A 20,666-nucleotide genomic window follows, 5' to 3' on the forward strand; every position below is an offset into this window, starting at 1 on the left:
AAAGCGAAATGGGATTTTTTTAATTAAAAATTCAATCCTAAATTAGTATGACACCCGAAAAACTACAATCAATTGCTTTTAAATGGTTTGAAACTTTTAATAATAAAGAGTTAGAAAAACTATTGTCTTTGTACGATGAAGATGCCGTGCATTTTAGTCCAAAACTAAAAATATACAAACCTGACACTAATGGTTTTGTTACGGGTAAAGATGCGTTACGAGAATGGTGGCAAGATGCTTTTGAGCGTTTACCAAGTTTGAACTATAAAGTGAAATCACTTACCGCAAACGGCGACCGTGTTTTTATGGAATATGTCAGAACCGTGAATGGAGAAGAAGATATGCTTGTTGCAGAAGTATTAGACATAAAGGAAAATAAAATAATTGCTTCCCGAGTATATCACGGATAAAAACCGACTTTAAATAAAATAGAAATCCCATTAGCTTTTTGGCCAAATGGGATTTTATTTTTTATAACTATTGCATTTAAATAAAAAAAGCTTCTCGATTGAGAAGCTTTTTTGGTGCGGATAATAGGACTCGAACCTACACGCCTATTAGTACAATTCATTGATTTACAACTCCCCTTAAAAACATTAAAAAAAGAACAAAAATACCAACAAATTCAACAATAATAGCACTTAACACAAATAATTATTTATTGAATGAAATTGAACGTTATTGAACAAGACTGACTAATTACTGACTAAATACTGACTAGAATTTTTTTTCTTCGAATTATTGTCTTAGATTTGAATATCAAAACATTCGAATCATGGCAAAAATTAAATTTTTACTTCAGAGTAAATCCGAAAACGCACAAATCTATATACGTGTTTCAATAAGCCAATTTGTCTCGCTTAAGAAAAAAACAGGTTTTACAATAAACCCTAAAGATTGGAGCACAACTACCGACCGCCCGAAACAAAACAATCCTGAAAACAAAAACACTCACACAAACCTCAACAAATTAGAGACTTTTATTTTTGACCAACTAAACAAAGATTTAGCAAATGGAACTTTAATTGATTCATACTGGCTCGAAACTCAAATAAACGATTGTTTTGGCAGAGTCATAAAAACCGACACTGGTTTATTGATTAATCACATTCAACACATTATCGATAATGCAAACACTCGCAAAGTAAAAACAAACGGTGGATTTAAAATTGGATTAAGTGCAAGCACAATAAAAAACTATACTTTATTCAAAAACATTGTTTCGGAATATCAAACCACAATCAAAAAACAAATTCAGTTTATAGAGATTACAAAACCATTTGTTGACAAGTTCACAAACTGGCTCATTAATACTAAAAAATACTCTACTAATTATTCAGGTAAACAATTAGAGATTTTGAAAACTGTTTGCATCGATGCAGATAAAAATGAAATCCCAGTAACGCCATACTCAAAAACCATCGAGCATTTTAGAGAAAGCGATAACGAACGTTTCATACAAACTTTATCTTTTGAAGAATTGGAGCAAATAAAAAATGCTGATTTTACAGATGTGGAAAAACTTAAAGAGTTTAAAAAAGAAAACCCAGAGCTTACAAAAAACATTTCCATAACGCCCGAAACACTAAACAACGCTAGAAATTGGATTTTAATAGGTTGCGAAATTGGACAACGTGGTGGAGATTTGTTGAATATCACAGAGAAAAATATTAGGAATAAAGGCAAAAGCATTTACTTAGACCTAATACAACAGAAGACTAACAAAAATATAACCATAAGCATTAATGCACCACACGTTATAGATATTATAGAAAATCATTTTCCAAAAAAAACACAACACCAAAAACTAAATAATTTTATAAAGATAGTTTGTAAGTTGACTGGAATTGATACATTAGTTAAAGGCACAAAATTAAACACCAAAACCAATCGTAAAGAACTTGGAATGTTTCCCAAATACGATTTAATGGCATCGCATTGTTTTAGACGTTCTTTTGCAACAAATTATTATAAAAAGATACCAACTGCTATTTTAATAACTATTACTGGTCATTCAAAAGAAAGTTTATTTTTAACTTATATAAACAAACGTGAGGACAAGGATTCTAATGCCGACTTGTACCGACATTTCTATGAAGATTTACATAAAAACAAACAACCTCAACTAAAAGTTATAAAAAACGGTACAAATGACTAACGAAAACTTCACATTACCACCATTACCACCACCTCAAGGACTTGAAACAATAGCAATATTAAAACAACTTTCACAGTCACACCGTTATTTAGCCGAACTCAAAGGAACATCAAAGACAATCCCAAACGAAAGCATTTTGATTAACACTTTGACTTTACAAGAAGCAAAAGACAGTAGCGAAATAGAAAACATTGTAACTACTCACGATGATTTATACAAAGAAAACATCTTAATTCACACGAACCCAGCAACAAAGGAAGTATTCAATTACGCACAGGGTTTAAAGCTAGGCTTTGAAATTGTCCGAAAAGAACAACTTTTATTAAACAAACACATTCTAACTATTCAAAAGGAATTATTAGAAAACAATGCTGGATTTAGAACACAGGCAGGAACTAAATTAGTAAACTCACAAGGTCAAACCGTTTACACTCCACCACAAAGTGCAACCGAAGTTTTGGACTTAATGAGTAACCTTGAAAAGTTTATAAATGACAATGATTTTTCAGATTTAGACCCACTTATAAAAATGGCAATTATTCACTATCAATTTGAAAGCATACACCCATTTTATGATGGCAACGGACGTACTGGACGTATTATAAACATTCTCTATTTGGTTTTGCAAGGGTTGTTAGATATTCCGATTTTGTATTTAAGTCGTTACATTACACAAAACAAAGCCGAATACTATCAAGTATTGCAAGACGTTAGAACTAAAAGCGACTGGGAACATTTGATTTTATATTTTCTTAAAAGTGTTGAGATTACAGCAATACAAACTATTGATTTAATCACAAACATCAATGTTCTTATGCAGAATTACAAAGACAAACTAAGACTAGAATTACCAAAAATTTATAGTCAAGACCTTTTGAATATTTTATTCAAAAACCCTTACACCAAGATCGAATTTTTAGAAAAAGAATTAGGTATTGCAAGACAAACAGCGTCTATTTATTTAGATAAAATTGCATCAATTGGATTGTTAGAAAAAGTAAAAATAAAAAACAGTAATTACTATATGAACAATTCTTTAATTGACTGTTTAACAAATAGCAATGTTAGAGAAACCAATAAAAACTAACATTAGCTATTGACCAATGTTAGAAAAACCAACAAAAACTAACATAGGTTTTAATCTATGTTAGAAAAACGGTAAAATTCGAACACGTTTATAAAAAAGCCGAAATTTAAAATGGAAATAGAAACGTTTATAAAAATTTCGATTATTTATAAATGACAATTATGGTAAAAAAAAGTATTTTAATTTACCTTATTACTTTTTAAAGAAGTGACAGTTTGTTATTCTGGCAACAACCCATACAGGCATTGAGATTCCACAATAAAAATCCATTTGAACTAACTTAAAAGAGATGTTTTACTATACAGAAGTAAACCACAGACACAGGGTACAAATTGCCCCAACCAGTGAAAGAAAAAAATAGAAATTTCAAAAGATTTTAAGAAAAAACATTTTCGACAAGGGGGATACCTCTTTAAAAACTTATTTTCCTTTTCGAACAACAACCCCCTACTTTGTGCATAGTCCTTCATGCCTCTATTTTTTCAAAAAAACATGAAACAGGTTCACTATTCAAAACGATAACTCCCAAAAGCAATAATTACATTTTTTTTATTGATATTTTTAATCCTTGACCGTAAAGAGCAAACTCTTAAAATCTTCCTTATTAATAGATTCAAGAAGAGCTTCATTATCATTACAAGTAATACCTAAGTTTACTTCATATTTTACTTCATCGTTAAAAGTAAAATCATTTTGAAAAACTACACCTTCAAACAATGTTTTTAATTTTTCAGTAAAGCCTTTATATTTTCTAGCCTCATAAAATAAATCATAAGCTAAATTTCGCATAAAAGGACTTAACACATAATCTTCTGGCTTGTCATCATAGAACCTTTTTTTAATCTTCACAACTAATAATCCTTTGTATGTCAAACATTCAATTTGATACTTCTCATTATTTAGAGTTCCAGTTAATATTTTAGCAAACTCTTCTCTTGATTGGTCAAATCCCTTTATGATCTTTGCTATTTTATCCTCAGACTCCCCAGTATCAATCATTTTCTGCACGATTTTTTCTAGTTTTACATCTGTGTTTAGTTTTTCATCAACTGGCTTGTCAGCACGACTTACACTAATAGAATTGTCATTAAGTGTAATTTTTGGGACGTAAACTAACTCTATTGAAGTATTATCAGATTTTTGATTTACTGCAATTTCATATTTAACAGAAGACCACTTAGCAAACCCAATCATTTCCTCATCTTCCTCATCATTTTTACCATATAAATCTGAAATCAAGTTTTTAATCTTTTCAAATAGTTCCTTTGCTTTAATTTCATTCCCGTAAGTACCCTCATATAGTTCTTTTTGAAGCATTATCATTGCAATATTTCCCTTTTTATCAAATACAACTCTTTGCTTGTCAAAATCAATTTCCTTCAAAAAATGATTCTTAGATATTTTACAGATTTCAAATGGAGCAGGATATAAAGGTTTTGCTTGGTCTAAATTAACTCCACTTAAACCAAAATCTTCAACCCTTTTGGTTAAGTCTATACCTAAAAATGCAAAGTCGTTTCTTGAATTATTCGGATAAATTTTTAAAACATTTCTGTCAACTTCAAACTTTCCTAATTTTGAAAGTGCTGATTGACCTAAAAGCAAAGGTGCTGAACTTTCAGAAACAATAGTAGCTGTAACATCTTTCAGAATTAAATCCTTTATCTTAATTTCTTTTAATCTAACTTCTATACCATCCTTTATAGAACCGTCTGCAATTCGATAATTAACCCGTCCAATAAAATCTTCTTTAGTTAATAGTTTTTGCTTAATTAAAAACTCTGCCTCTGTTTTTGATATTGATACATTTGATGCTCCAGTATCAAAAATAAAATTCATCTTTATACCATTTACCTCACAAGGCACGTAATAAACTCCGTTTACCTCATTCATCAAAATTGTTGTTTGAGCAATACTCATACCACTAACTAACATTAGAATTGTTGTAATAATTTTATTCATAGTTAATAATGTCACCCAATACCAAAAGTGGAGTTTAAATTTATATAAAAGAAAAGCACGGTACTTTTGCTATCTTCTTTTCTTATTCTTTTTTTTAAATTCTTGGGTCAATTGCTTCATCAATTTCCAACATAATTGTTTCATCAGGAAATACAATTACTGTTCTATTTTGTTTCATTTTATGAAGTAAATGAGAGCCTAATTTTATAATTTCTTTTTTAAACACCTCAACTTCCAAAGGGAATTTGGGGTAGTTTATAAATTCTAATTTTAAATGTTTTTCATTTTGACCACTTAAAACAATATCGCACTCGGTGACAGATGCACTTAAATAAACACCTGATTCATCAATTCTTTGCTTTTGATACTCTTGAAGCTCATTAATCAAATATTCTTTACTGTAAGAGTCTTCGCTATACCCTATTTGTAATCCAAGTGTTATGACTGCCGAAAAGGTTTGTATTGATTTTGTTTCCATTGCTATTCTCTGGTATATTTAAATATTTCTATTTTACCGAGTCTTAGGTTTTGCACTATAGCAACTACTCTTGTAGAATAAGCTCCCGAAAAAGAATAGGTGATAACAGCATATTTTTGATTAGCCTTCAATTTCGAGTAAAATATATCAGGGTAAAATTCATAATCCTTTCCGTTGGGTTTTTGAAACTTTAAAAAAGTCGTAATACCTGAGATACTTTGGTCGTATAACTCTTTCTCTTCATGTACATAATTAACTGCTTCGAGTTCGTCAAAATCGACACTATAAAACTGGAAATCTAAGTCCAAATAAATCTTAAACAGATTTTTTTTAGCCTTTTTTGTTTTTAAATCGGTCTTGAATTTGGAAATAAATTGAGGTATTTTAAACATAATTTTTCCTTAGTTTTAGGCTCATTGACTTAGCACCTTTACTTGTTTTAGCAAGTTGCTACTGCTAATTAGCAGTTCGTAATGATGTTAAAATCTTTAAAATGAAAACAAAAGCAACCTTAAAATCGTAAAAATTTCACATTCAATGATAAATATAAAACAACTCTCATAACCTTTCTTTAGGTTTTGGCTAGTTCCTCTATTAAAGTTCCCTCTCCACTAATCACGGTACTCCATTTAAGCTTTGTAGCTGTAAATTCAATAACATTGAGCTTATAAACTTCCAAGCCTGCATCTGCTGAATCCCAAGTAATTGTTAGGACATCACCTTTTATAGTCCAACTACATGTATCCGTAATATCTTGACCATTATTTCCAGCCCCCTTATAGAGAAATGTCGCTCTATTATTGGAGGTAAATGTAATTTTATTATAGGAAGTCACAGTATTACTATTTAATTTACTTGATGTAACATTCCAAGAACCAATCAAATCAGCAGATTCAGTTTCTGCGTTAATATTCTCATCGGTTGAGCAAGCAGTTAAGATTACAATGCTGATTAAGCATAAGGCTAATTTTTTTAATATTTTCATTTTAATAAAGTTTTAAATATCTGTTTCAAAGTCATTTTTGAATAAAAAGTAATGTTTTTTAAAAGAACTATTTCAAAAGTAATTATGGGGTTTTGATTAATTTTACGGTTTCCCTCATTGATGCACAAAATAATATAATTTTTACAAATATATAAAAACGGTTGAATACAACCTGACATATTCAATCCTATTTATTTAATCAGACGAAAGTACTTTTCCAAGTATGGAAAAAAGAATTCGTAAATCAGAAATGAGCCCAGAAATTGTACTTTTAGGCAAACGTATTGAGGAGATAATTAAAGAGAAAGGTTTAAAGACTAGAGAGGTGGCTCATGATGCTGATATGGACGTTGAAAACCTAAGGAAATACATTAAAGGAAAGCAAGAGATGAAAATTACCACAATGTTAAAAATTGCAAAGTCACTAAATGTAAGTGTCGAGGAGTTGTTTAATTTTGTGAAAACAAAATAACATTTGTTTTTTATTTAAAAGTTGCTCAAACAAGTTTCAATGTTTTAGTTACTTAAATAAAACTGCCTAATAGATTTTTTAAGAGCACAAATTAGCATGTATAAAAAACACTAAACTCTATTTAAAAAGTTTAGTGTTTTTTTTTATTAAGCAATCACCAGTAAGCTGTTCCAACTCTTGGAGCAACATCAAACTCTTCCTTAAAAACTCCTTTCAAGATTAATTCTAATTGACTTTCGTAATCTACTGTGGTTATCAAACAATCATGCAAACTAAATATTGGAGCTACTCGATAATATTTGGCATTAAACTTTTTAGCCACTTTATCCAACATCAAACAAGATTCCATCTGAAACAAAAGATAAGACAACGACTCGTATCCAAACTTTTTCTTAAACAAAATCAACACATCTAATAGATTTGGAAATTTTGCTCGAAATAGACCTTGAACTTTTTTATAACTTTTTACATCTGCAAAAATCATCGCCAACAAATATTTTTTAGCAATTTTACGAATCTGTTGATACGAACCATTAAATTCATCATTAGAAACCGATTTATACATTCTTTTTAAGTTACAAAATGTAAAACAACTTTTAAAATCATTAATAAACAATTCATAGAATTCACCCGACACACATTTCCCCTCTAACAGCTGCTTCTCAATCACATCAAGGCTTTCGAGAGTTTTTGCAAACATTAGTAGATAGTAACTTTTAATAGGGAAACTGATATTAATATTATCTACTTTAATATGATTATTAATTAAGATAGCTATAAAATAGATAATAGAACTGCTCAAATCCACTTCAACCAGTCTTTTGCCATCGTAAGTTAAAAACCGTCTATAAACCTTAGGCAATTTGGTAATATTGGAATGTAATCTCCCATCTGATTCAGGAACATTATAAATCTTATAACAACCATTTTTTAAATCAACCAATTGATTAAGCTCATTAACATATTTAGCATAGTCTTTATGCTCTGTATATCTTTCTTCACAAAAACATACTGCTTCATCAAAATTGACTTTTAACTTATCTTCATCAAAATACTTACCTAAAAATCTATATTTTCCGTTTCTTACTACACTGGGCAAAATTGTTACGGAATCTTTAACTTTCTTTATAAGTTTAGGGCTTGTTATATATTCCACCTTAAGACGCTGTTTTAGAAAAACAGGATTCAACTTATAACTAAATGGTTTTTCACCTACCACATACCGATTACTATGCAAAACACTTAATTTACTTTCTTCAAATATTGTTTGGCTTTTTCTTCTTGTAACACAGAGGATATCAGACCTCAAGAAATCCATGTGCTTTTTATGTTTTGTATGTGCTACAAGTAGATTTTTTGAATGAATTGGCGTATAAATTTTTTTAACAGCTGAAAAGTTGATTGGCTTGTCAGAATCTTTTTCCTGATGAGCATAAGCTATCTTACTTAATACCAAATGGATTAAATATTTCAAATAGTCTGGGTCAAGATTTTGAGAATGGCCGTTTACTAAACCTTCAATGTCCAATCCCTCTGGTGTCAATACTGCAAATGATTTCATCTAATTATACTAATTAAGTTTCACCATTGCTTTATCGATGTCTGACCTTTTGTAGTAGACCCTATTTGAAATACCATAAGGAGTCAGCACCCCATTTTTATTCCAATGCCATAATGTACTGAGGTCTACTTTTAAGAGTTTAGCCGTCTCTTCTCTGGTCAAGTACTCTTCTTTCGGGGTTGCTTGAAAAAGTCCCGCAAACTCTTTTAAATACGTTTTAATTCCTTTTAGAATCTCTTCTTGTAGCTGTTGAGGTGTTACCTCAATAAGTTGTAATGTTCCCATAATAAAATGTTTTAAATTAAATTCTGGGTACAAGGAACTTTAGGTAATAATTAGGGATTCCCTAAATAAATTGAATGACGTTGAATCTTATAATTTGAATCCTAAATCATCTAATTTCAACTTGATTGCTAAAATCTTTTTACCATTCTCTAATGGATTGTTTTTCTGACTAACACTATCATTGTCAATTGGATTTATTGCTGATTGTACAGAGGTGGCTTTCCCGCCCGTTAATGCACTAATTATAGTTGCTAAAGCATTTTTAGACATATTAAACGGTTCTTTGGAGACTAAATAATCGTATACACCTAACAACTTTAAATAAATGATTTTTTCAGCCAGACTTGTGTCACTTAAATCTAAAGCAGGTTCTTGCTCAATCACCTTTTTAGTTCCTTTTTTAGAAACACTTATTATTTTTCCATACTTATCTTTCAGTACTCTAAAAATAAAGCCTAATGATTCCAATTTATCAATCAGAAACTCCTTTCTTCTGAAAATTGACTTATTTAACTGTGCACTGATTTCCCTTTCCAATATTGAATCAACATTATATTCTAAAGTATCCCTCAATTCCGTTTTTACAAAATGAGATTCATCGTATAAGTCTTTAACATTATCATTAATAAAATTCTCTAATCTTTTAGAATATGTTGATTTATATATACTAAATGGACAACCAATAAAGTAATTCCCCTCCTCTATGTTTTTATCATACTCCTTCTCAAAATTTGTTACTATATCATAACCATAGGAATTTCCAGTATCAGGATTAATTGTGTCTTCAAATTCATAAACACCAAACCTGTAATCATCAAAATCCCAGCCTTGGGTCATTTCATAAATATTACGACTATATTTATCATTTATACTTCTTGTTACTTTAAATTCTGTTGGTATCATTTGTTAATTGTTAGAAGTGGTTCTTAATAATGTTAATTTTGTAGTCCTTTTTTGTTGTAGAAGTCGGAAAACTATACCAAAGTTAAAAAAGTAAACGGAATGAAATTTACATCCCAAGTAAATTAGGTCTTAAAAAAGAGAACAACATTGGATTTCTGAAGTCCAAAAAAACAATAATCATTTAGTCTTTTGAAAGTTACTGACTAAATACTGGCTAGAGTAAAAATAAAAAAACCCTAACTACATAATAGTCAGGGTTTTAAGTGCGGATAATAGGACTCGAACCTACACGCCTTACGGCACCAGATCCTAAGTCTGGCATGTCTACCAATTTCACCATATCCGCGCAATTGTGGGTGCAAAGATAAACATAACTTCCAATTTTCAAAGTAAATTTCACAAAAAATATTCATACTCTTTTTTGTACTTTTGAAATATAAACAAAATCAATAATGGAAAATATAAAATCATACGTTCAACAACACAAAGATCGTTTCATAAACGAATTAATTGAATTATTGAAAATCCCATCCGTAAGTGCCGACACTGCTTATTCTCAAGATGTTATCGACACCGCTGAGGCCGTAAAAGTAAGTTTAGAAAAAGCAGGCTGCGATTTTGTTGAGATTTGCGACACACCAGGTTACCCAATTGTTTACGGTGAAAAAATTATTGATAAATCACTTCCTACAGTTCTAGTTTATGGCCATTATGATGTACAACCACCAGATCCAATGGAATTATGGACCTCCCCCCCATTTGAACCCGTCATCAAAAAAACCGAAATTCATCCTGAAGGTGCCATTTTTGCCCGAGGATCTTGTGATGATAAAGGTCAAATGTACATGCACGTAAAAGCATTGGAATACATGGTTCAATCCAATACTTTGCCTTGCAATGTAAAATTCATGATTGAAGGCGAAGAAGAAGTGGGTTCCAAAAGCTTGAGTTGGTTTGTGGAACGCAATCAAGAAAAACTAAAAAACGATGTGATTTTAATTTCTGATACGGGAATGATTTCAAATCAACAACCTTCCATTACGACTGGCTTACGTGGATTAAGTTATGTAGAAGTTGAAGTTACGGGGCCTAATCGTGATTTGCATTCCGGCTTGTATGGTGGTGCGGTGGCCAATCCCATCAACATTTTGGCAAAAATGATTGCTTCGCTGCATGATGATGACAATCACATTACCATTCCGGGCTTTTATGATAAAGTTCAGGAATTATCTCTTGAAGAAAGAGCCGAAATGGCCAAAGCGCCTTTCAATTTAGACGATTATAAAAAAGCACTCGACTTAAATGATGTTTATGGCGAAAAAGGATATGTAACCAATGAAAGAAATTCGATTCGCCCTACACTAGACGTTAACGGAATCTGGGGAGGTTACACTGGTGAAGGAGCTAAAACGGTAATTGCGAGTAAGGCTTTCGCCAAAATCTCGATGCGATTAGTCCCTAACCAAGATTGGGAAGAAATCACCGAACTGTTCACCAAACATTTTATCAGCATTGCTCCAGCCGGCGTTACCGTAAAAGTAAAACCACATCATGGCGGACAAGGGTATGTGACACCAATAGACAGCATAGGCTATAAAGCCGCAAATATGGCATATACCGAGACTTTTGGAATTCCTGCAATTCCAGTGCGTTCCGGAGGAAGTATTCCTATAGTAGCCTTATTTGAGAAAGAACTGAAAAGCAAAACCATCCTAATGGGATTTGGTCTGGACAGCGATGCCATTCATTCTCCAAACGAACATTTTGGAATATTCAATTATTTGAAAGGAATTGAAACTATTCCGTTGTTTTATAAATATTTTGTGGAATTGAGCAAGTAGCATTTTGCCACAAAGAAAATTCATTAAATCCGTTCTCAAATGAGCGGATTTTTTTTGGTCGTTAAGTCCAAAATGGATTCCAGGTAAAGAAAATAAAGAACCAGTTAGAGTAAAATACAGCTTACCAATAACAATCCAAGCAAAGTAATCTTCTTTCTAAAAAATAATACCCAATCGCTCATATTTACAGACAATCGTTAGCGCGGTCGCGGTTGGGTTAGCTGCTGGCAGTTTTGAATTTCTCAATCAATGTATTAATATTTTCTTTATTTCTACCCATTGAAACAATAGACGCTTTTTTTTCAGGATCACAAATACTATTTACTAATATTTTAGAATTGTCAAATATAATTGTAATTTGCTCGCCCCAACTTCCTGTGTTCCAATTTGGATAAGTTTTAAATATTAATATTTCTTTATTGATTATCTCTGGATACCATTTTAATTCTTTTACTATTTGCTCTATAATTTCTTCGACTTTATCTTTTGATAGGTCGGTTTCTATTGTTATCAATTTCAGTCTATTTTTTTGTATAACATAAAATACACCCGCAACTATTGCAAATGGTAAAGTAACTTTAAACATTTCTTCAGGACTTCTTACTCCATTGTAATTATGAAGAATATGTTTTTGAATAAAGCTGTATATATTTAATACAAAAGGTATCAACAAAAATATAACAATCATATAATGGGTCAGTAAATCCATGAATTTCATTTTCAGCTTACCAGTTCTTATCATTATGGGTACCCATTCTTTCTTCATATACTATAGTTGATGTTATACGGTCGTCTTTCTGCTTTCAGTTAAGAAACAAAACCTGCTTATATACACCCTAATACGGATAGAGCGACGAAGGTTTGTTTCGTTTTATGTATCTCCAAATATAATTAAATCTTCTTACAATTAACCAAAACGACTTCGAATCAATTGAATGCTTTGCGTGAGGGATGGCAGCGAAAATCCTTTATGTTTTTTTCTTTAAAAACATAAAGATTGCAGCGTACAGCCCGACCCGAAGTTTTTACGGAGGGTCACGCCCAAATAATACATATTCGATGAGTGATGTATATAAAAAAATCCGCAACTCTCTTGGTTATCGAGTACTGCGGATTTATCAAACTAAAAAATCTAAAAAACTACTAATTAAAATCTTTATCAGGGTTATAACCCAAGTAAGGCATTGCTTGTTCCTTGAAAACAACACCATATTCTTCCAGTTCTTTCAAAATAGGTAAATACACTTCTTTACGAATAGGAAGTTGCACACCCGGAGTCGTAATTTTACCATTCAATATCAATAATGTGGCCATAGCAACCGGTAAACCAACGGTTTTTGCCATAGCAGTATAAGTCTGGTCTTCACCAATACAAACCATTTTTGAATCTATTTGCTCTTTTTTACCATTTAACTCGTACCCAAATTTATGGTACATGACAATCATATCTTTGTCTTTAGGCTGAAGCGTCCAGCTATCACTTAGGATTTTTTCCAGAATTTGTGCTGGAGTAGCCTTTTTCAAACCTACTTTTTTATTGCGATTGAACAAATCCAGTTCCAAAAGTTTGTCCCACATGATATCATCTTGGTCGATTTTAAGAATCAAACGCATTTTGATTTCTACAGAATCCGTTGGATGATAGGGTAAAAAAGAATTCACAAATTCTCGGTAACTCATGTTTTCCGAATCTTCCATAATATAACTGTCATCCGTCATTCCCAATTGCACAAACATATTCCATGCTTTGGAAAATCCTACTTTTCGAATGGTCCCTCTATATAAGGTAAGAACATCATCGAGTCCATAAACACTACGATACTTCAGCGAATCTCTGTTGGAATAGGCTTCAAATCGACCGTAATCTTCGACTTCCAGAAATTCAGTTCTGCGAAATAAATTACAATACGGAATGTATTTATATGCCCCTTCCTGAATAAACTTCGCTGCTCCGCCCTGCCCTGCCAAAACCACATTTCGCGGTGCCCAAGTAAATTTATAATTCCAAAGATTATTGTCAGACTCAGGTGCTACCAGTCCACCGCAGAAAGATTCAAACAAAAGCATTTTACCTCCTTTATCCTTAATTTCATCAATAACTTTCATGGCGCTCATGTGATCTATTCCCGGATCCAGACCAATTTCATTCATGAAAATCAAGTTATTTTCTTTTGCCAAAGCATCCAATTCTTGCATGGCATCACTAACATAAGAGGCCGTAACTAAGTGTTTTTTATAAACAACACAATCTCTTGCTACTTCAATATGTAAATGCGCGGGCAACATGGAGATAACAATACTGGCTTTTTGAATGGCTTGTTTTCTTTGATTTTCATCAAAAATATCTAAGGCAATTGGCGTTGCATTAGGGTGATTATTGGTTTTCTTTTCAGCCAAATCCAATGATAAATCTCCAATAATCAGATGGAGATTCTCCTTTTCTGATTTATTTAAAAGATATTGTATCAACGACGATGCTGATCTTCCTGCTCCAATGATTAAAATTATTCTCATAATTACATAAATATAACACAAATATACAATATTGTTGTATTTATAACAAATAGTATTTTACTAAAACATTCAAATATTTTTACAAAGCACCCTAAAATCACTAAAACATCCCATTTATAAAAAATCAAGCCTTAAAAAAGAATCTTGATAATTTCTTTTACAATGAGTAGATAAGAGATACTTTTGTGTGGCAAATAAATTAAAAAAATGGATAAGAAAATAATTTCAACAGGAGCAATATTTGGGATGATAGCGATAATTTTAGGAGCATTTGGCGCACATGCCCTAAAAAAAGTACTGTCTCTGGAACAACTTTCCACTTTTGAGACAGGAGTACGCTATCAAATGTACCATGCCGTCTTTTTATTATTTATTGGACTGACAAATGAACTATCCCAAAAAGCAAAAAAAACAATCTATTTTTTAGTCCTTTTTGGAGTAATTTTATTTTCAGGATCGATTTATTTATTGGCAACAAATGATCTGACTTCTTTTGATTTTAAGGTCATCGGATTTGTGACACCCATCGGCGGACTCCTATTAATACTGGCCTGGGTAGTTTTATTAATGAATATTATTAATAAAAAATCATAAAATCAAGATAATCAAATCCTATCTGAAATATAATTTCTACTTTTGCAGTCTATAAAACAAACACACACAACATCAAATTTATGGACAATAACATCCTTTTCTCGCAATCGATTTCGTTAAAAGACTTAGGAATTGAAAATGCAAAAGTTAATTACCAATTATCCCCAGACGAATTACATGAAATTACAATAAAATCTGGTCAAGGAGTGGAGAGCTCTACAGGAGCATTAGCAATTAATACGGGTGAATATACCGGACGGTCGCCATTAGATCGTTTTATTGTAAAAGACAGCATAACTGAAGACCAAGTTTGGTGGGGGAAAGTAAACATTCCTTTCGAATCAGATGCTTTTGAAGCTTTGTACAAAAAAGTTACTGCTTATTTATCCCATAAAGAAGTTTTCGTTAGAGACTCGTATGTATGTGCTGATCCTAATTACAGATTAAATGTGAGAGTTGTCACTGAAACGGCTTGGGCAAATTTATTTTGCTACAATATGTTTTTGAGACCCGAAACAGAAGAACTTTCACACTTTTCTCCAGAATGGACCTTACTTTGTGTACCAAGTTTCCTTGCAGATCCAGCAATTGACGGTACACGTCAAAGCAATTTTGCTATATTAGACTTTACAAGAAAAGTAGTTCTGATAGGTGGTACAGGATATACAGGTGAAATGAAAAAAGGAATTTTCTCTGCTTTGAATTTTATCTTGCCTGTTTTTAAAAATACATTACCAATGCATTGCAGCGCTAATGTAGGTGATGAAGGAGATACCGCTATTTTCTTTGGTTTATCAGGAACTGGTAAAACAACTTTATCAGCCGATCCAAAAAGAAAACTTATTGGAGATGATGAACATGGGTGGACGAATGAAAACACTGTTTTCAATTTTGAAGGAGGCTGCTATGCCAAAGTAGTAAACCTTTCTGAAGAAAATGAACCAGATATTTTTAGAGCCATTAAAAAAGGAGCCATTTTAGAAAATGTAATTTTCAAAGATGGGACTAATGAAGTTGATTTTCAAGATGTTTTCATAACACCAAATACAAGAGTTAGTTATCCTATTTACCATATTGATAACATTCAACCCGGTTCTATTGGGAAAAATCCAAAAAACATCTTCTTCTTAACTGCAGATTCTTTTGGAATTTTACCTCCAATTTCTAAACTAACACCAGGTCAGGCCGCGTACCACTTTATTTCTGGATATACCGCAAAAGTTGCCGGAACCGAAGCTGGAGTAACGGAGCCTCAACCTAATTTTTCTGCTTGTTTTGGTGCGCCTTTTATGCCGTTACACCCAACAAAATATGCCGAAATGTTAAGCAAAAAAATGAAAGATGCCAATGTAAAAGTTTGGTTGATCAATACCGGCTGGACAGGAGGACCTTATGGAATAGGAAACCGAATGAAACTGAAATATACTCGTGCTATGATTACTGCGGCATTAAACGGAGAATTAGATGATGTGACGTATGAAAATCACACAGTATTCGGAATTGCAACACCACAATCGTGTCCTAATGTTCCCAGCGAAATATTGAATCCTAGAAATACTTGGGAAGATCCGGAACTATACGATAAAAAAGCGGCTGAATTAGCTCAGAAATTCAAAGCTAACTTCGCCAAATTTGAAGAATTTGCTAATGCCGAAATTATGGCAGGAGCTCCTTTAGCATAAATTATTATTAATTCAAAAACCAAAAAGCTGTTCATTACGAACAGCTTTTTTTATGCATAAAAAATGCTAAACAAAAACAAACCAAGTATTTATACCATTATTTAAAATTTGGCGTTAAATTTGTTATCATCACACGAGCCTAAAAGGCGAACTGGCAAAGCAATCAATCAAAACTCAATCAATCATGTTAAAACAATTTTTCATCCTCTGTTCCGGAGCCGACAAAAATCTCCTTGAAGGCTGTTCCGAAGGCGAACAAACCAAATATGTTGGTATTGGCGCCACCGTTTTCTTTACTGCCGTCATGGCTTTTATTGCCAGTGGGTATGCACTTTTTACTGTTTTCGACAATGTGTATCCCGCTTTACTCTTTGGATTAGTTTGGAGTTTACTTATTTTCAATTTGGATCGTTTTATTGTTTCTACCATTCGAAAAAGAGACCAATTTGGAAGTGAATTTCTACAAGCAACACCCCGAATTATTTTGGCGGTAATCATTGCCATAGTAATTTCAAAACCATTGGAAATTAAAATTTTCGAAAAAGAAATCAATACCGTTTTATTGAAAGAGAAAAACGCCATGGCTTTGAATAACAAAAAGGAAGTGGCTAATTATTTCAAATCGGATTTAGACAAAAATAAAGCTGACATAGCGAGTTTAAAATCAGAAATCAACAAGAAGGAAAAAGAAGTCAATACGCTCTACGAAACCTATATTACTGAGGCCGAAGGAACTGCCGGAACCAAAAAATTAGGCAAAGGCCCCGTTTTTAAAGAAAAAATAGCCAAACATGATTTGGTTAAGAAAGAACTGGATACCTTACAAAAAACTAACTTAGCCAAAATTGCTGAAATGGAGCTGAAATCCAAAACACTTCAAGCAGATTTAGACAAAAAAGTAACCGAAACCCAACCCATAATTGATGGATTTGACGGTTTAATGGCACGAATCAATGCGTTGAATAAATTACCTTGGTTGCCTTCCTTTTTTATCATGCTGTTATTTCTGGCAATCGAAACGTCCCCAATTATTGCTAAATTGTTATCCCCAAAAGGAGAATATGATTTTAAACTGGAAGATTTGGAAACGGCTCTAAAAGCTACTTTGGATCAAGACAAATACCAACGAAGTTTACTGGTAAAAACCAGTGCTTCTATGCACGATAAAGTCTATGAAGATATTGCTCAAGATAAAAACCTATACGACTTGCAACGCAAGAAAGCGACCGAATTGCTGGAATTACAAGCCCATAATTTTGTAGAAAAACAGAAAAGAACTTTATAATAAAAACAAACCCGACATGCTTTAAACAGGTCGGGTTTTCTATTTTTTTTAAACTTCTAAATTCTGACTTCCAAACTACATATAACTCAAAATTTCTTTTTTGAAAGCATCATATTCGCCTTGCAAAATCAATCCGTTATCTAGTAATTTTTTATAATTCTGCAGTTTTTCAAAAAGTTCATCCTGCGACAATCCACTTAGTCCATTTTCCTTTGGAGTTTCAGCCGGAGTATTAAACTGCTCGTTTTCCATAGTATAAACTGGTGGCGTTACTGGCATTATTTCGGCAAAACTGGTAACTTCTTCCGTTTCCATTTCTTCAATAATTTCCACTTCTTCAATTGGCGCAACGGAAACTTCATCAATTATTGCTGCATTTGAAACTGTGCTACCTTTCAAAATATCCAATTGTTCTTTGGCGTAAGTAAATATTTTACGAGCTTGAATTTTAGGAATATAATCAATCGAAACCTCCATATTGGTTCTCGTCGTAAAAGAAAACTCTGAACCCAGAATATTTTCTTTTACAAAAGTTCCTTCTATTTCGTCCCAAGTGTAATCAATAAAATTCATGGAAAGTCCCAGATTTTTTGGCTGACAAATGATGATTCTTTTATTCGTCATCACAATACTATCAGGTAAAACGGTAATAGCTGGTTTTTTTTGAACAGCAATATATCCGATTTCTTCATTCTTCATCAATAAATCACTCAATTTTGAAGCGATTTTTTCGATGGCTTTAGGATCTTGTTCTTCGTTTAAAAACTTCTTAAATTGTTCTTTCATATTATATGCTGAATTTATTCAGTATGTATTTATAATTTTTATTCTAATTTTCTTCGCAAAAGTAATGCCTAATTTTCTAATTCTTGAATTTCGCTCTGCATTTTCTTTGTTAAACTTTTGAAAACCAATTCGTAGGAATGATCTATCAGTTCTTTGAAAAGGGCATCTTGAACATCTCTATTTACTGCAATCGTGTTCCAATGCATTTTATTCATGTGAAATCCCGGTTGAATAGCATCATATTCAGCTCTCAATTCCTGAGCGCGCTCCGGATCACATTTCAAATTCACTGCTGGCTGTCCTTTTTCCCATTGGTTTAATGACGACAAAGCAAATATTTTACCCCCTACTTTAAAGACTAAAGTATCTTCATCAAAAGGGAAATGTTCGGTCACTCCTTTTTTAGAAAGACAGTATTCGTAATACGTTTCTAGATTCATCTTTTATTTTTTTCCTATTTCTCCCAAATGAGTGTACTTAAAACCCGTTTCATATTTCAATCCATAACCAAACATTCGGTCCATTGAAGAGTGAGTAAATAGCATTATTCCTGAAAGTTGAAGCAGTGAATTCGAAAAATAGATTCCAACAAGATATAATGCAATCGCTATTCCTCTATGATGAAACAAATTATAGCATAAAGCACCTGTATTATTTCCAAAAACATATCCAATCATAGACAAATCTGGAACTAAAATTAAACCCAAAAACCACCACCAAGCGTAATCCAATTGATTAAAAAAATAAATTCCAAGCACAAATAATCCTAATTCTTCGAGTTTAATAATTGTTTTCATTTGATGATTTTCTCCATTAATTTTTCAGGATGGGCCAGTAATTTAAAACCAAATTTCTCATATAAAAAATGAGCATCTGATGTAGCTAATCGCCAAATTTTAACCTCTTTTAGTTTAGGCTCCGTCATCATACTGTTTATTAGAATAGAGGAATATCCTTTACCTCGATGCTCTTCAGCAATAAAAACATCCATTAAATAAGCAAAAACGACATAGTCCGTAATAACTCGTGCAAAACCAATTTGTTTGTCATTTAAATAAATTCCAAAACAAAATGAATTATCAATTGTAATTTGAACTTCGGTCATTGTTCTCCCTGCAGCCCAATAAATATCTTTCAGAAACTGTTGAATAAACGGAACATCTAACTTATTTTTATCTGTTGAAACGGACACGAGCCCATAAGGCGAACTGGCGGAGCATATCATATTTTATATAATATCGGTTTACTTGGACTCGCATCATTTTCGAAAGAAGCAATTTGCAAATTCAACAAATAACTTCCATCTTTTACTTCGTTCGGGACAAAAATCATCTCGGTAATCGTGCAATCCAATCGGGCATCTGCATTCAGGTTATTGACATCTTTCACATTCCAAAACGCTTTGTGTGCCAATAATTTACCTTCATCATGCTCTTTGTCGACACTTGGCAAATCAATAAGTAAATGCTGAATCCCGCTTTCGCGAATGAAACGCGCAGCATTTTCATCCAGATAAGGCGGATTCGTATTTGAATATTTCAATTGTTTTTTTGATTCTAAATTGGGAATTGTTCGAATGATAATCGCTTCTCTTGGAATACCTAACTTCAATGTCAGATCGAGCGCAGTCGAGATGCTATCCAAAGTAATCACCAAATCTTCACCTTGTCTTTCTGGCACAACCGAAATCAATTCTGCCAAAAAGAAAAACTGTTTCAACGACTGATTGATGCTGTAAAATTCTCGTGTAATATGCCCCAGACATTCGGTATGGGTTCCATGCCCGTGTGGATTGAAGAAAATGTTGTTAAAATTGGTAGATGACTTTCCTTCCGAAACTTTGCCAATCCAATCTCCAAAAACGACGGGTTCAATGGCCGGTTTCTCGATATACCAAGCAATTGGATTTTCATCGGTATTCGTCAACGGAATCGAAATATCAATGGGTTTTGATAGATCTACTTTGAAGTTATCAATAGTTGCAATCATAATAATTTAACCACAAAGGGCACTAAGATTATCACCAAGGTCACAAAGAATAGTGGACATTGCGCCATCTTTGTGTGCTTAGTG

22 protein-coding genes and 1 tRNA gene are annotated in these 20,666 nt (G+C 32.5%); 8 read left to right on the forward strand and 15 right to left on the reverse strand.

Annotation, left to right across the window (positions count from 1 at the left end; all coding sequences use genetic code 11):
* Positions 1–47 precede the first annotated feature (47 nt).
* The 3 genes from ACM55H_RS14805 to ACM55H_RS14815 all read left to right on the forward strand — a co-directional run bounded on the left by ACM55H_RS14805 (position 48) and on the right by ACM55H_RS14815 (position 3,245).
* Positions 48–410 (forward strand): nuclear transport factor 2 family protein, encoded by a 363-nt coding sequence (locus ACM55H_RS14805; protein ID WP_416837250.1) that lies wholly within the window; start codon positions 48–50, stop codon positions 408–410.
* A 365-nt stretch (positions 411–775) separates the two neighbouring features.
* Positions 776–2,158, forward strand: a complete 1,383-nt coding sequence (locus tag ACM55H_RS14810; RefSeq protein WP_416837251.1) for a phage integrase SAM-like domain-containing protein — start codon at positions 776–778, stop codon at positions 2,156–2,158.
* On the forward strand, positions 2,151–3,245 hold the full coding sequence (locus ACM55H_RS14815) for a Fic family protein (protein ID WP_416837253.1): 1,095 nt from the start codon (positions 2,151–2,153) through the stop codon (positions 3,243–3,245). The genes ACM55H_RS14810 and ACM55H_RS14815 overlap by 8 nt, the downstream gene beginning before the upstream one ends.
* A gap of 561 nt (positions 3,246–3,806) precedes the next feature.
* Here the strand turns inward: ACM55H_RS14815 and ACM55H_RS14820 are convergent.
* The 4 genes from ACM55H_RS14820 to ACM55H_RS14835 form a co-directional block, all read right to left on the reverse strand.
* Positions 3,807–5,207 carry a retropepsin-like aspartic protease family protein gene (locus ACM55H_RS14820; RefSeq protein ID WP_416837254.1) on the reverse strand — a complete coding sequence of 467 codons (1,401 nt, stop codon included), beginning with the start codon at positions 5,205–5,207 and terminating at the stop codon, positions 3,807–3,809.
* A 94-nt stretch (positions 5,208–5,301) separates the two neighbouring features.
* Complete coding sequence (locus tag ACM55H_RS14825; protein ID WP_416837255.1) at positions 5,302–5,685, reverse strand: hypothetical protein; 384 nt, start codon at positions 5,683–5,685, stop codon at positions 5,302–5,304.
* A gap of 2 nt (positions 5,686–5,687) precedes the next feature.
* Positions 5,688–6,077: a hypothetical protein gene (locus ACM55H_RS14830; RefSeq protein WP_416837256.1), complete on the reverse strand. Its 390-nt coding sequence runs from the start codon at positions 6,075–6,077 to the stop codon at positions 5,688–5,690.
* Positions 6,078–6,256: 179 nt separating this feature from the next.
* A complete protein-coding gene (locus ACM55H_RS14835; RefSeq protein WP_416837257.1) occupies positions 6,257–6,670 on the reverse strand; it encodes a lipocalin family protein in 414 nt (137 codons plus the stop codon).
* A 223-nt stretch (positions 6,671–6,893) separates the two neighbouring features.
* Here ACM55H_RS14835 and ACM55H_RS14840 point away from each other — a divergent pair, with 223 nt between their 5' ends.
* Complete coding sequence (locus ACM55H_RS14840; RefSeq protein WP_416837258.1) at positions 6,894–7,142, forward strand: helix-turn-helix domain-containing protein; 249 nt, start codon at positions 6,894–6,896, stop codon at positions 7,140–7,142.
* A 154-nt stretch (positions 7,143–7,296) separates the two neighbouring features.
* On the opposite strand, the gene ACM55H_RS14845 is transcribed toward ACM55H_RS14840, so the two are convergent.
* From ACM55H_RS14845 to ACM55H_RS14860, 4 genes are all read right to left on the reverse strand, one after another.
* Positions 7,297–8,703, reverse strand: coding sequence for a hypothetical protein (locus ACM55H_RS14845; RefSeq protein ID WP_416837259.1), 1,407 nt, complete (start codon positions 8,701–8,703; stop codon positions 7,297–7,299).
* Between the two features lie 9 nt (positions 8,704–8,712).
* Positions 8,713–8,988 carry a helix-turn-helix domain-containing protein gene (locus ACM55H_RS14850; RefSeq protein ID WP_416837260.1) on the reverse strand — a complete coding sequence of 92 codons (276 nt, stop codon included), beginning with the start codon at positions 8,986–8,988 and terminating at the stop codon, positions 8,713–8,715.
* A gap of 87 nt (positions 8,989–9,075) precedes the next feature.
* Positions 9,076–9,891 carry a hypothetical protein gene (locus ACM55H_RS14855; protein ID WP_416837261.1) on the reverse strand — a complete coding sequence of 272 codons (816 nt, stop codon included), beginning with the start codon at positions 9,889–9,891 and terminating at the stop codon, positions 9,076–9,078.
* A 264-nt stretch (positions 9,892–10,155) separates the two neighbouring features.
* Positions 10,156–10,237, reverse strand: a tRNA-Leu gene (locus ACM55H_RS14860).
* A gap of 106 nt (positions 10,238–10,343) precedes the next feature.
* Between ACM55H_RS14860 and ACM55H_RS14865 the strand changes: the two genes are divergently transcribed.
* Positions 10,344–11,732: a dipeptidase gene (locus ACM55H_RS14865; RefSeq protein ID WP_416837262.1), complete on the forward strand. Its 1,389-nt coding sequence runs from the start codon at positions 10,344–10,346 to the stop codon at positions 11,730–11,732.
* Between the two features lie 217 nt (positions 11,733–11,949).
* On the opposite strand, the gene ACM55H_RS14870 is transcribed toward ACM55H_RS14865, so the two are convergent.
* Positions 11,950–12,498 carry a hypothetical protein gene (locus ACM55H_RS14870; RefSeq protein WP_416837263.1) on the reverse strand — a complete coding sequence of 183 codons (549 nt, stop codon included), beginning with the start codon at positions 12,496–12,498 and terminating at the stop codon, positions 11,950–11,952.
* 377 nt (positions 12,499–12,875) lie between these two features.
* The gene (locus tag ACM55H_RS14875; RefSeq protein WP_416837264.1) at positions 12,876–14,246 is read right to left on the reverse strand and encodes a saccharopine dehydrogenase family protein; all 1,371 of its coding nucleotides are present in this window, start codon (positions 14,244–14,246) and stop codon (positions 12,876–12,878) included.
* A 207-nt stretch (positions 14,247–14,453) separates the two neighbouring features.
* Here ACM55H_RS14875 and ACM55H_RS14880 point away from each other — a divergent pair, with 207 nt between their 5' ends.
* From ACM55H_RS14880 to ACM55H_RS14890, 3 genes are all read left to right on the forward strand, one after another.
* Entirely contained in the window at positions 14,454–14,840 is a 387-nt protein-coding gene (locus ACM55H_RS14880) for a DUF423 domain-containing protein (protein WP_416837265.1), read from the forward strand.
* Positions 14,841–14,920: 80 nt separating this feature from the next.
* Positions 14,921–16,522, forward strand: a complete 1,602-nt coding sequence (pckA, locus tag ACM55H_RS14885) for a phosphoenolpyruvate carboxykinase (ATP) (RefSeq protein WP_416837266.1) — start codon at positions 14,921–14,923, stop codon at positions 16,520–16,522.
* 184 nt (positions 16,523–16,706) lie between these two features.
* Positions 16,707–17,807 (forward strand): DUF4407 domain-containing protein, encoded by a 1,101-nt coding sequence (locus ACM55H_RS14890; protein ID WP_416837267.1) that lies wholly within the window; start codon positions 16,707–16,709, stop codon positions 17,805–17,807.
* Between the two features lie 75 nt (positions 17,808–17,882).
* Here the strand turns inward: ACM55H_RS14890 and ACM55H_RS14895 are convergent, their stop codons facing one another.
* From ACM55H_RS14895 to ACM55H_RS14915, 5 genes are all read right to left on the reverse strand, one after another.
* A complete protein-coding gene (locus ACM55H_RS14895) occupies positions 17,883–18,593 on the reverse strand; it encodes a PH domain-containing protein (RefSeq protein ID WP_416837268.1) in 711 nt (236 codons plus the stop codon).
* Between the two features lie 68 nt (positions 18,594–18,661).
* Positions 18,662–19,033 carry an MmcQ/YjbR family DNA-binding protein gene (locus tag ACM55H_RS14900; protein ID WP_416837269.1) on the reverse strand — a complete coding sequence of 124 codons (372 nt, stop codon included), beginning with the start codon at positions 19,031–19,033 and terminating at the stop codon, positions 18,662–18,664.
* 3 nt (positions 19,034–19,036) lie between these two features.
* Positions 19,037–19,390 carry a DUF4260 domain-containing protein gene (locus ACM55H_RS14905; RefSeq protein ID WP_416837270.1) on the reverse strand — a complete coding sequence of 118 codons (354 nt, stop codon included), beginning with the start codon at positions 19,388–19,390 and terminating at the stop codon, positions 19,037–19,039.
* Positions 19,387–19,818 (reverse strand): GNAT family N-acetyltransferase, encoded by a 432-nt coding sequence (locus ACM55H_RS14910; protein WP_416837271.1) that lies wholly within the window; start codon positions 19,816–19,818, stop codon positions 19,387–19,389. The genes ACM55H_RS14905 and ACM55H_RS14910 overlap by 4 nt, the downstream gene beginning before the upstream one ends.
* Positions 19,815–20,582, reverse strand: coding sequence for a cyclase family protein (locus ACM55H_RS14915; RefSeq protein WP_416837272.1), 768 nt, complete (start codon positions 20,580–20,582; stop codon positions 19,815–19,817). Before ACM55H_RS14915 ends, ACM55H_RS14910 begins: the two co-directional genes overlap by 4 nt.
* Between the last annotated feature and the right edge of the window lie 84 nt (positions 20,583–20,666).

Source organism: Flavobacterium cryoconiti (assembly GCF_048158645.1).
GTDB classification, from domain to species: domain Bacteria; phylum Bacteroidota; class Bacteroidia; order Flavobacteriales; family Flavobacteriaceae; genus Flavobacterium; species Flavobacterium cryoconiti.

Bases quoted from the DNA above. Each gene is read 5' to 3' on its own strand.
- ACM55H_RS14830 (WP_416837256.1), bottom strand. From the start codon at position 6,077: ATGTTTAAAATACCTCAATTTATTTCCAAATTCAAGACCGATTTAAAA.
- ACM55H_RS14910 (WP_416837271.1), bottom strand. From the start codon at position 19,818: ATGATATGCTCCGCCAGTTCGCCTTATGGGCTCGTGTCCGTTTCAACA.
- pckA (WP_416837266.1), top strand. From the start codon at position 14,921: ATGGACAATAACATCCTTTTCTCGCAATCGATTTCGTTAAAAGACTTA.
- ACM55H_RS14815 (WP_416837253.1), top strand. From the start codon at position 2,151: ATGACTAACGAAAACTTCACATTACCACCATTACCACCACCTCAAGGA.
- ACM55H_RS14820 (WP_416837254.1), bottom strand. From the start codon at position 5,207: ATGAATAAAATTATTACAACAATTCTAATGTTAGTTAGTGGTATGAGT.
- ACM55H_RS14835 (WP_416837257.1), bottom strand. From the start codon at position 6,670: ATGAAAATATTAAAAAAATTAGCCTTATGCTTAATCAGCATTGTAATC.
- ACM55H_RS14890 (WP_416837267.1), top strand. From the start codon at position 16,707: ATGTTAAAACAATTTTTCATCCTCTGTTCCGGAGCCGACAAAAATCTC.
- ACM55H_RS14880 (WP_416837265.1), top strand. From the start codon at position 14,454: ATGGATAAGAAAATAATTTCAACAGGAGCAATATTTGGGATGATAGCG.
- ACM55H_RS14870 (WP_416837263.1), bottom strand. From the start codon at position 12,498: ATGAAGAAAGAATGGGTACCCATAATGATAAGAACTGGTAAGCTGAAA.
- ACM55H_RS14875 (WP_416837264.1), bottom strand. From the start codon at position 14,246: ATGAGAATAATTTTAATCATTGGAGCAGGAAGATCAGCATCGTCGTTG.
- ACM55H_RS14850 (WP_416837260.1), bottom strand. From the start codon at position 8,988: ATGGGAACATTACAACTTATTGAGGTAACACCTCAACAGCTACAAGAA.
- ACM55H_RS14810 (WP_416837251.1), top strand. From the start codon at position 776: ATGGCAAAAATTAAATTTTTACTTCAGAGTAAATCCGAAAACGCACAA.
- ACM55H_RS14865 (WP_416837262.1), top strand. From the start codon at position 10,344: ATGGAAAATATAAAATCATACGTTCAACAACACAAAGATCGTTTCATA.
- ACM55H_RS14825 (WP_416837255.1), bottom strand. From the start codon at position 5,685: ATGGAAACAAAATCAATACAAACCTTTTCGGCAGTCATAACACTTGGA.
- ACM55H_RS14900 (WP_416837269.1), bottom strand. From the start codon at position 19,033: ATGAATCTAGAAACGTATTACGAATACTGTCTTTCTAAAAAAGGAGTG.
- ACM55H_RS14915 (WP_416837272.1), bottom strand. From the start codon at position 20,582: ATGATTGCAACTATTGATAACTTCAAAGTAGATCTATCAAAACCCATT.
- ACM55H_RS14855 (WP_416837261.1), bottom strand. From the start codon at position 9,891: ATGATACCAACAGAATTTAAAGTAACAAGAAGTATAAATGATAAATAT.
- ACM55H_RS14840 (WP_416837258.1), top strand. From the start codon at position 6,894: ATGGAAAAAAGAATTCGTAAATCAGAAATGAGCCCAGAAATTGTACTT.
- ACM55H_RS14805 (WP_416837250.1), top strand. From the start codon at position 48: ATGACACCCGAAAAACTACAATCAATTGCTTTTAAATGGTTTGAAACT.
- ACM55H_RS14845 (WP_416837259.1), bottom strand. From the start codon at position 8,703: ATGAAATCATTTGCAGTATTGACACCAGAGGGATTGGACATTGAAGGT.
- ACM55H_RS14895 (WP_416837268.1), bottom strand. From the start codon at position 18,593: ATGAAAGAACAATTTAAGAAGTTTTTAAACGAAGAACAAGATCCTAAA.
- ACM55H_RS14905 (WP_416837270.1), bottom strand. From the start codon at position 19,390: ATGAAAACAATTATTAAACTCGAAGAATTAGGATTATTTGTGCTTGGA.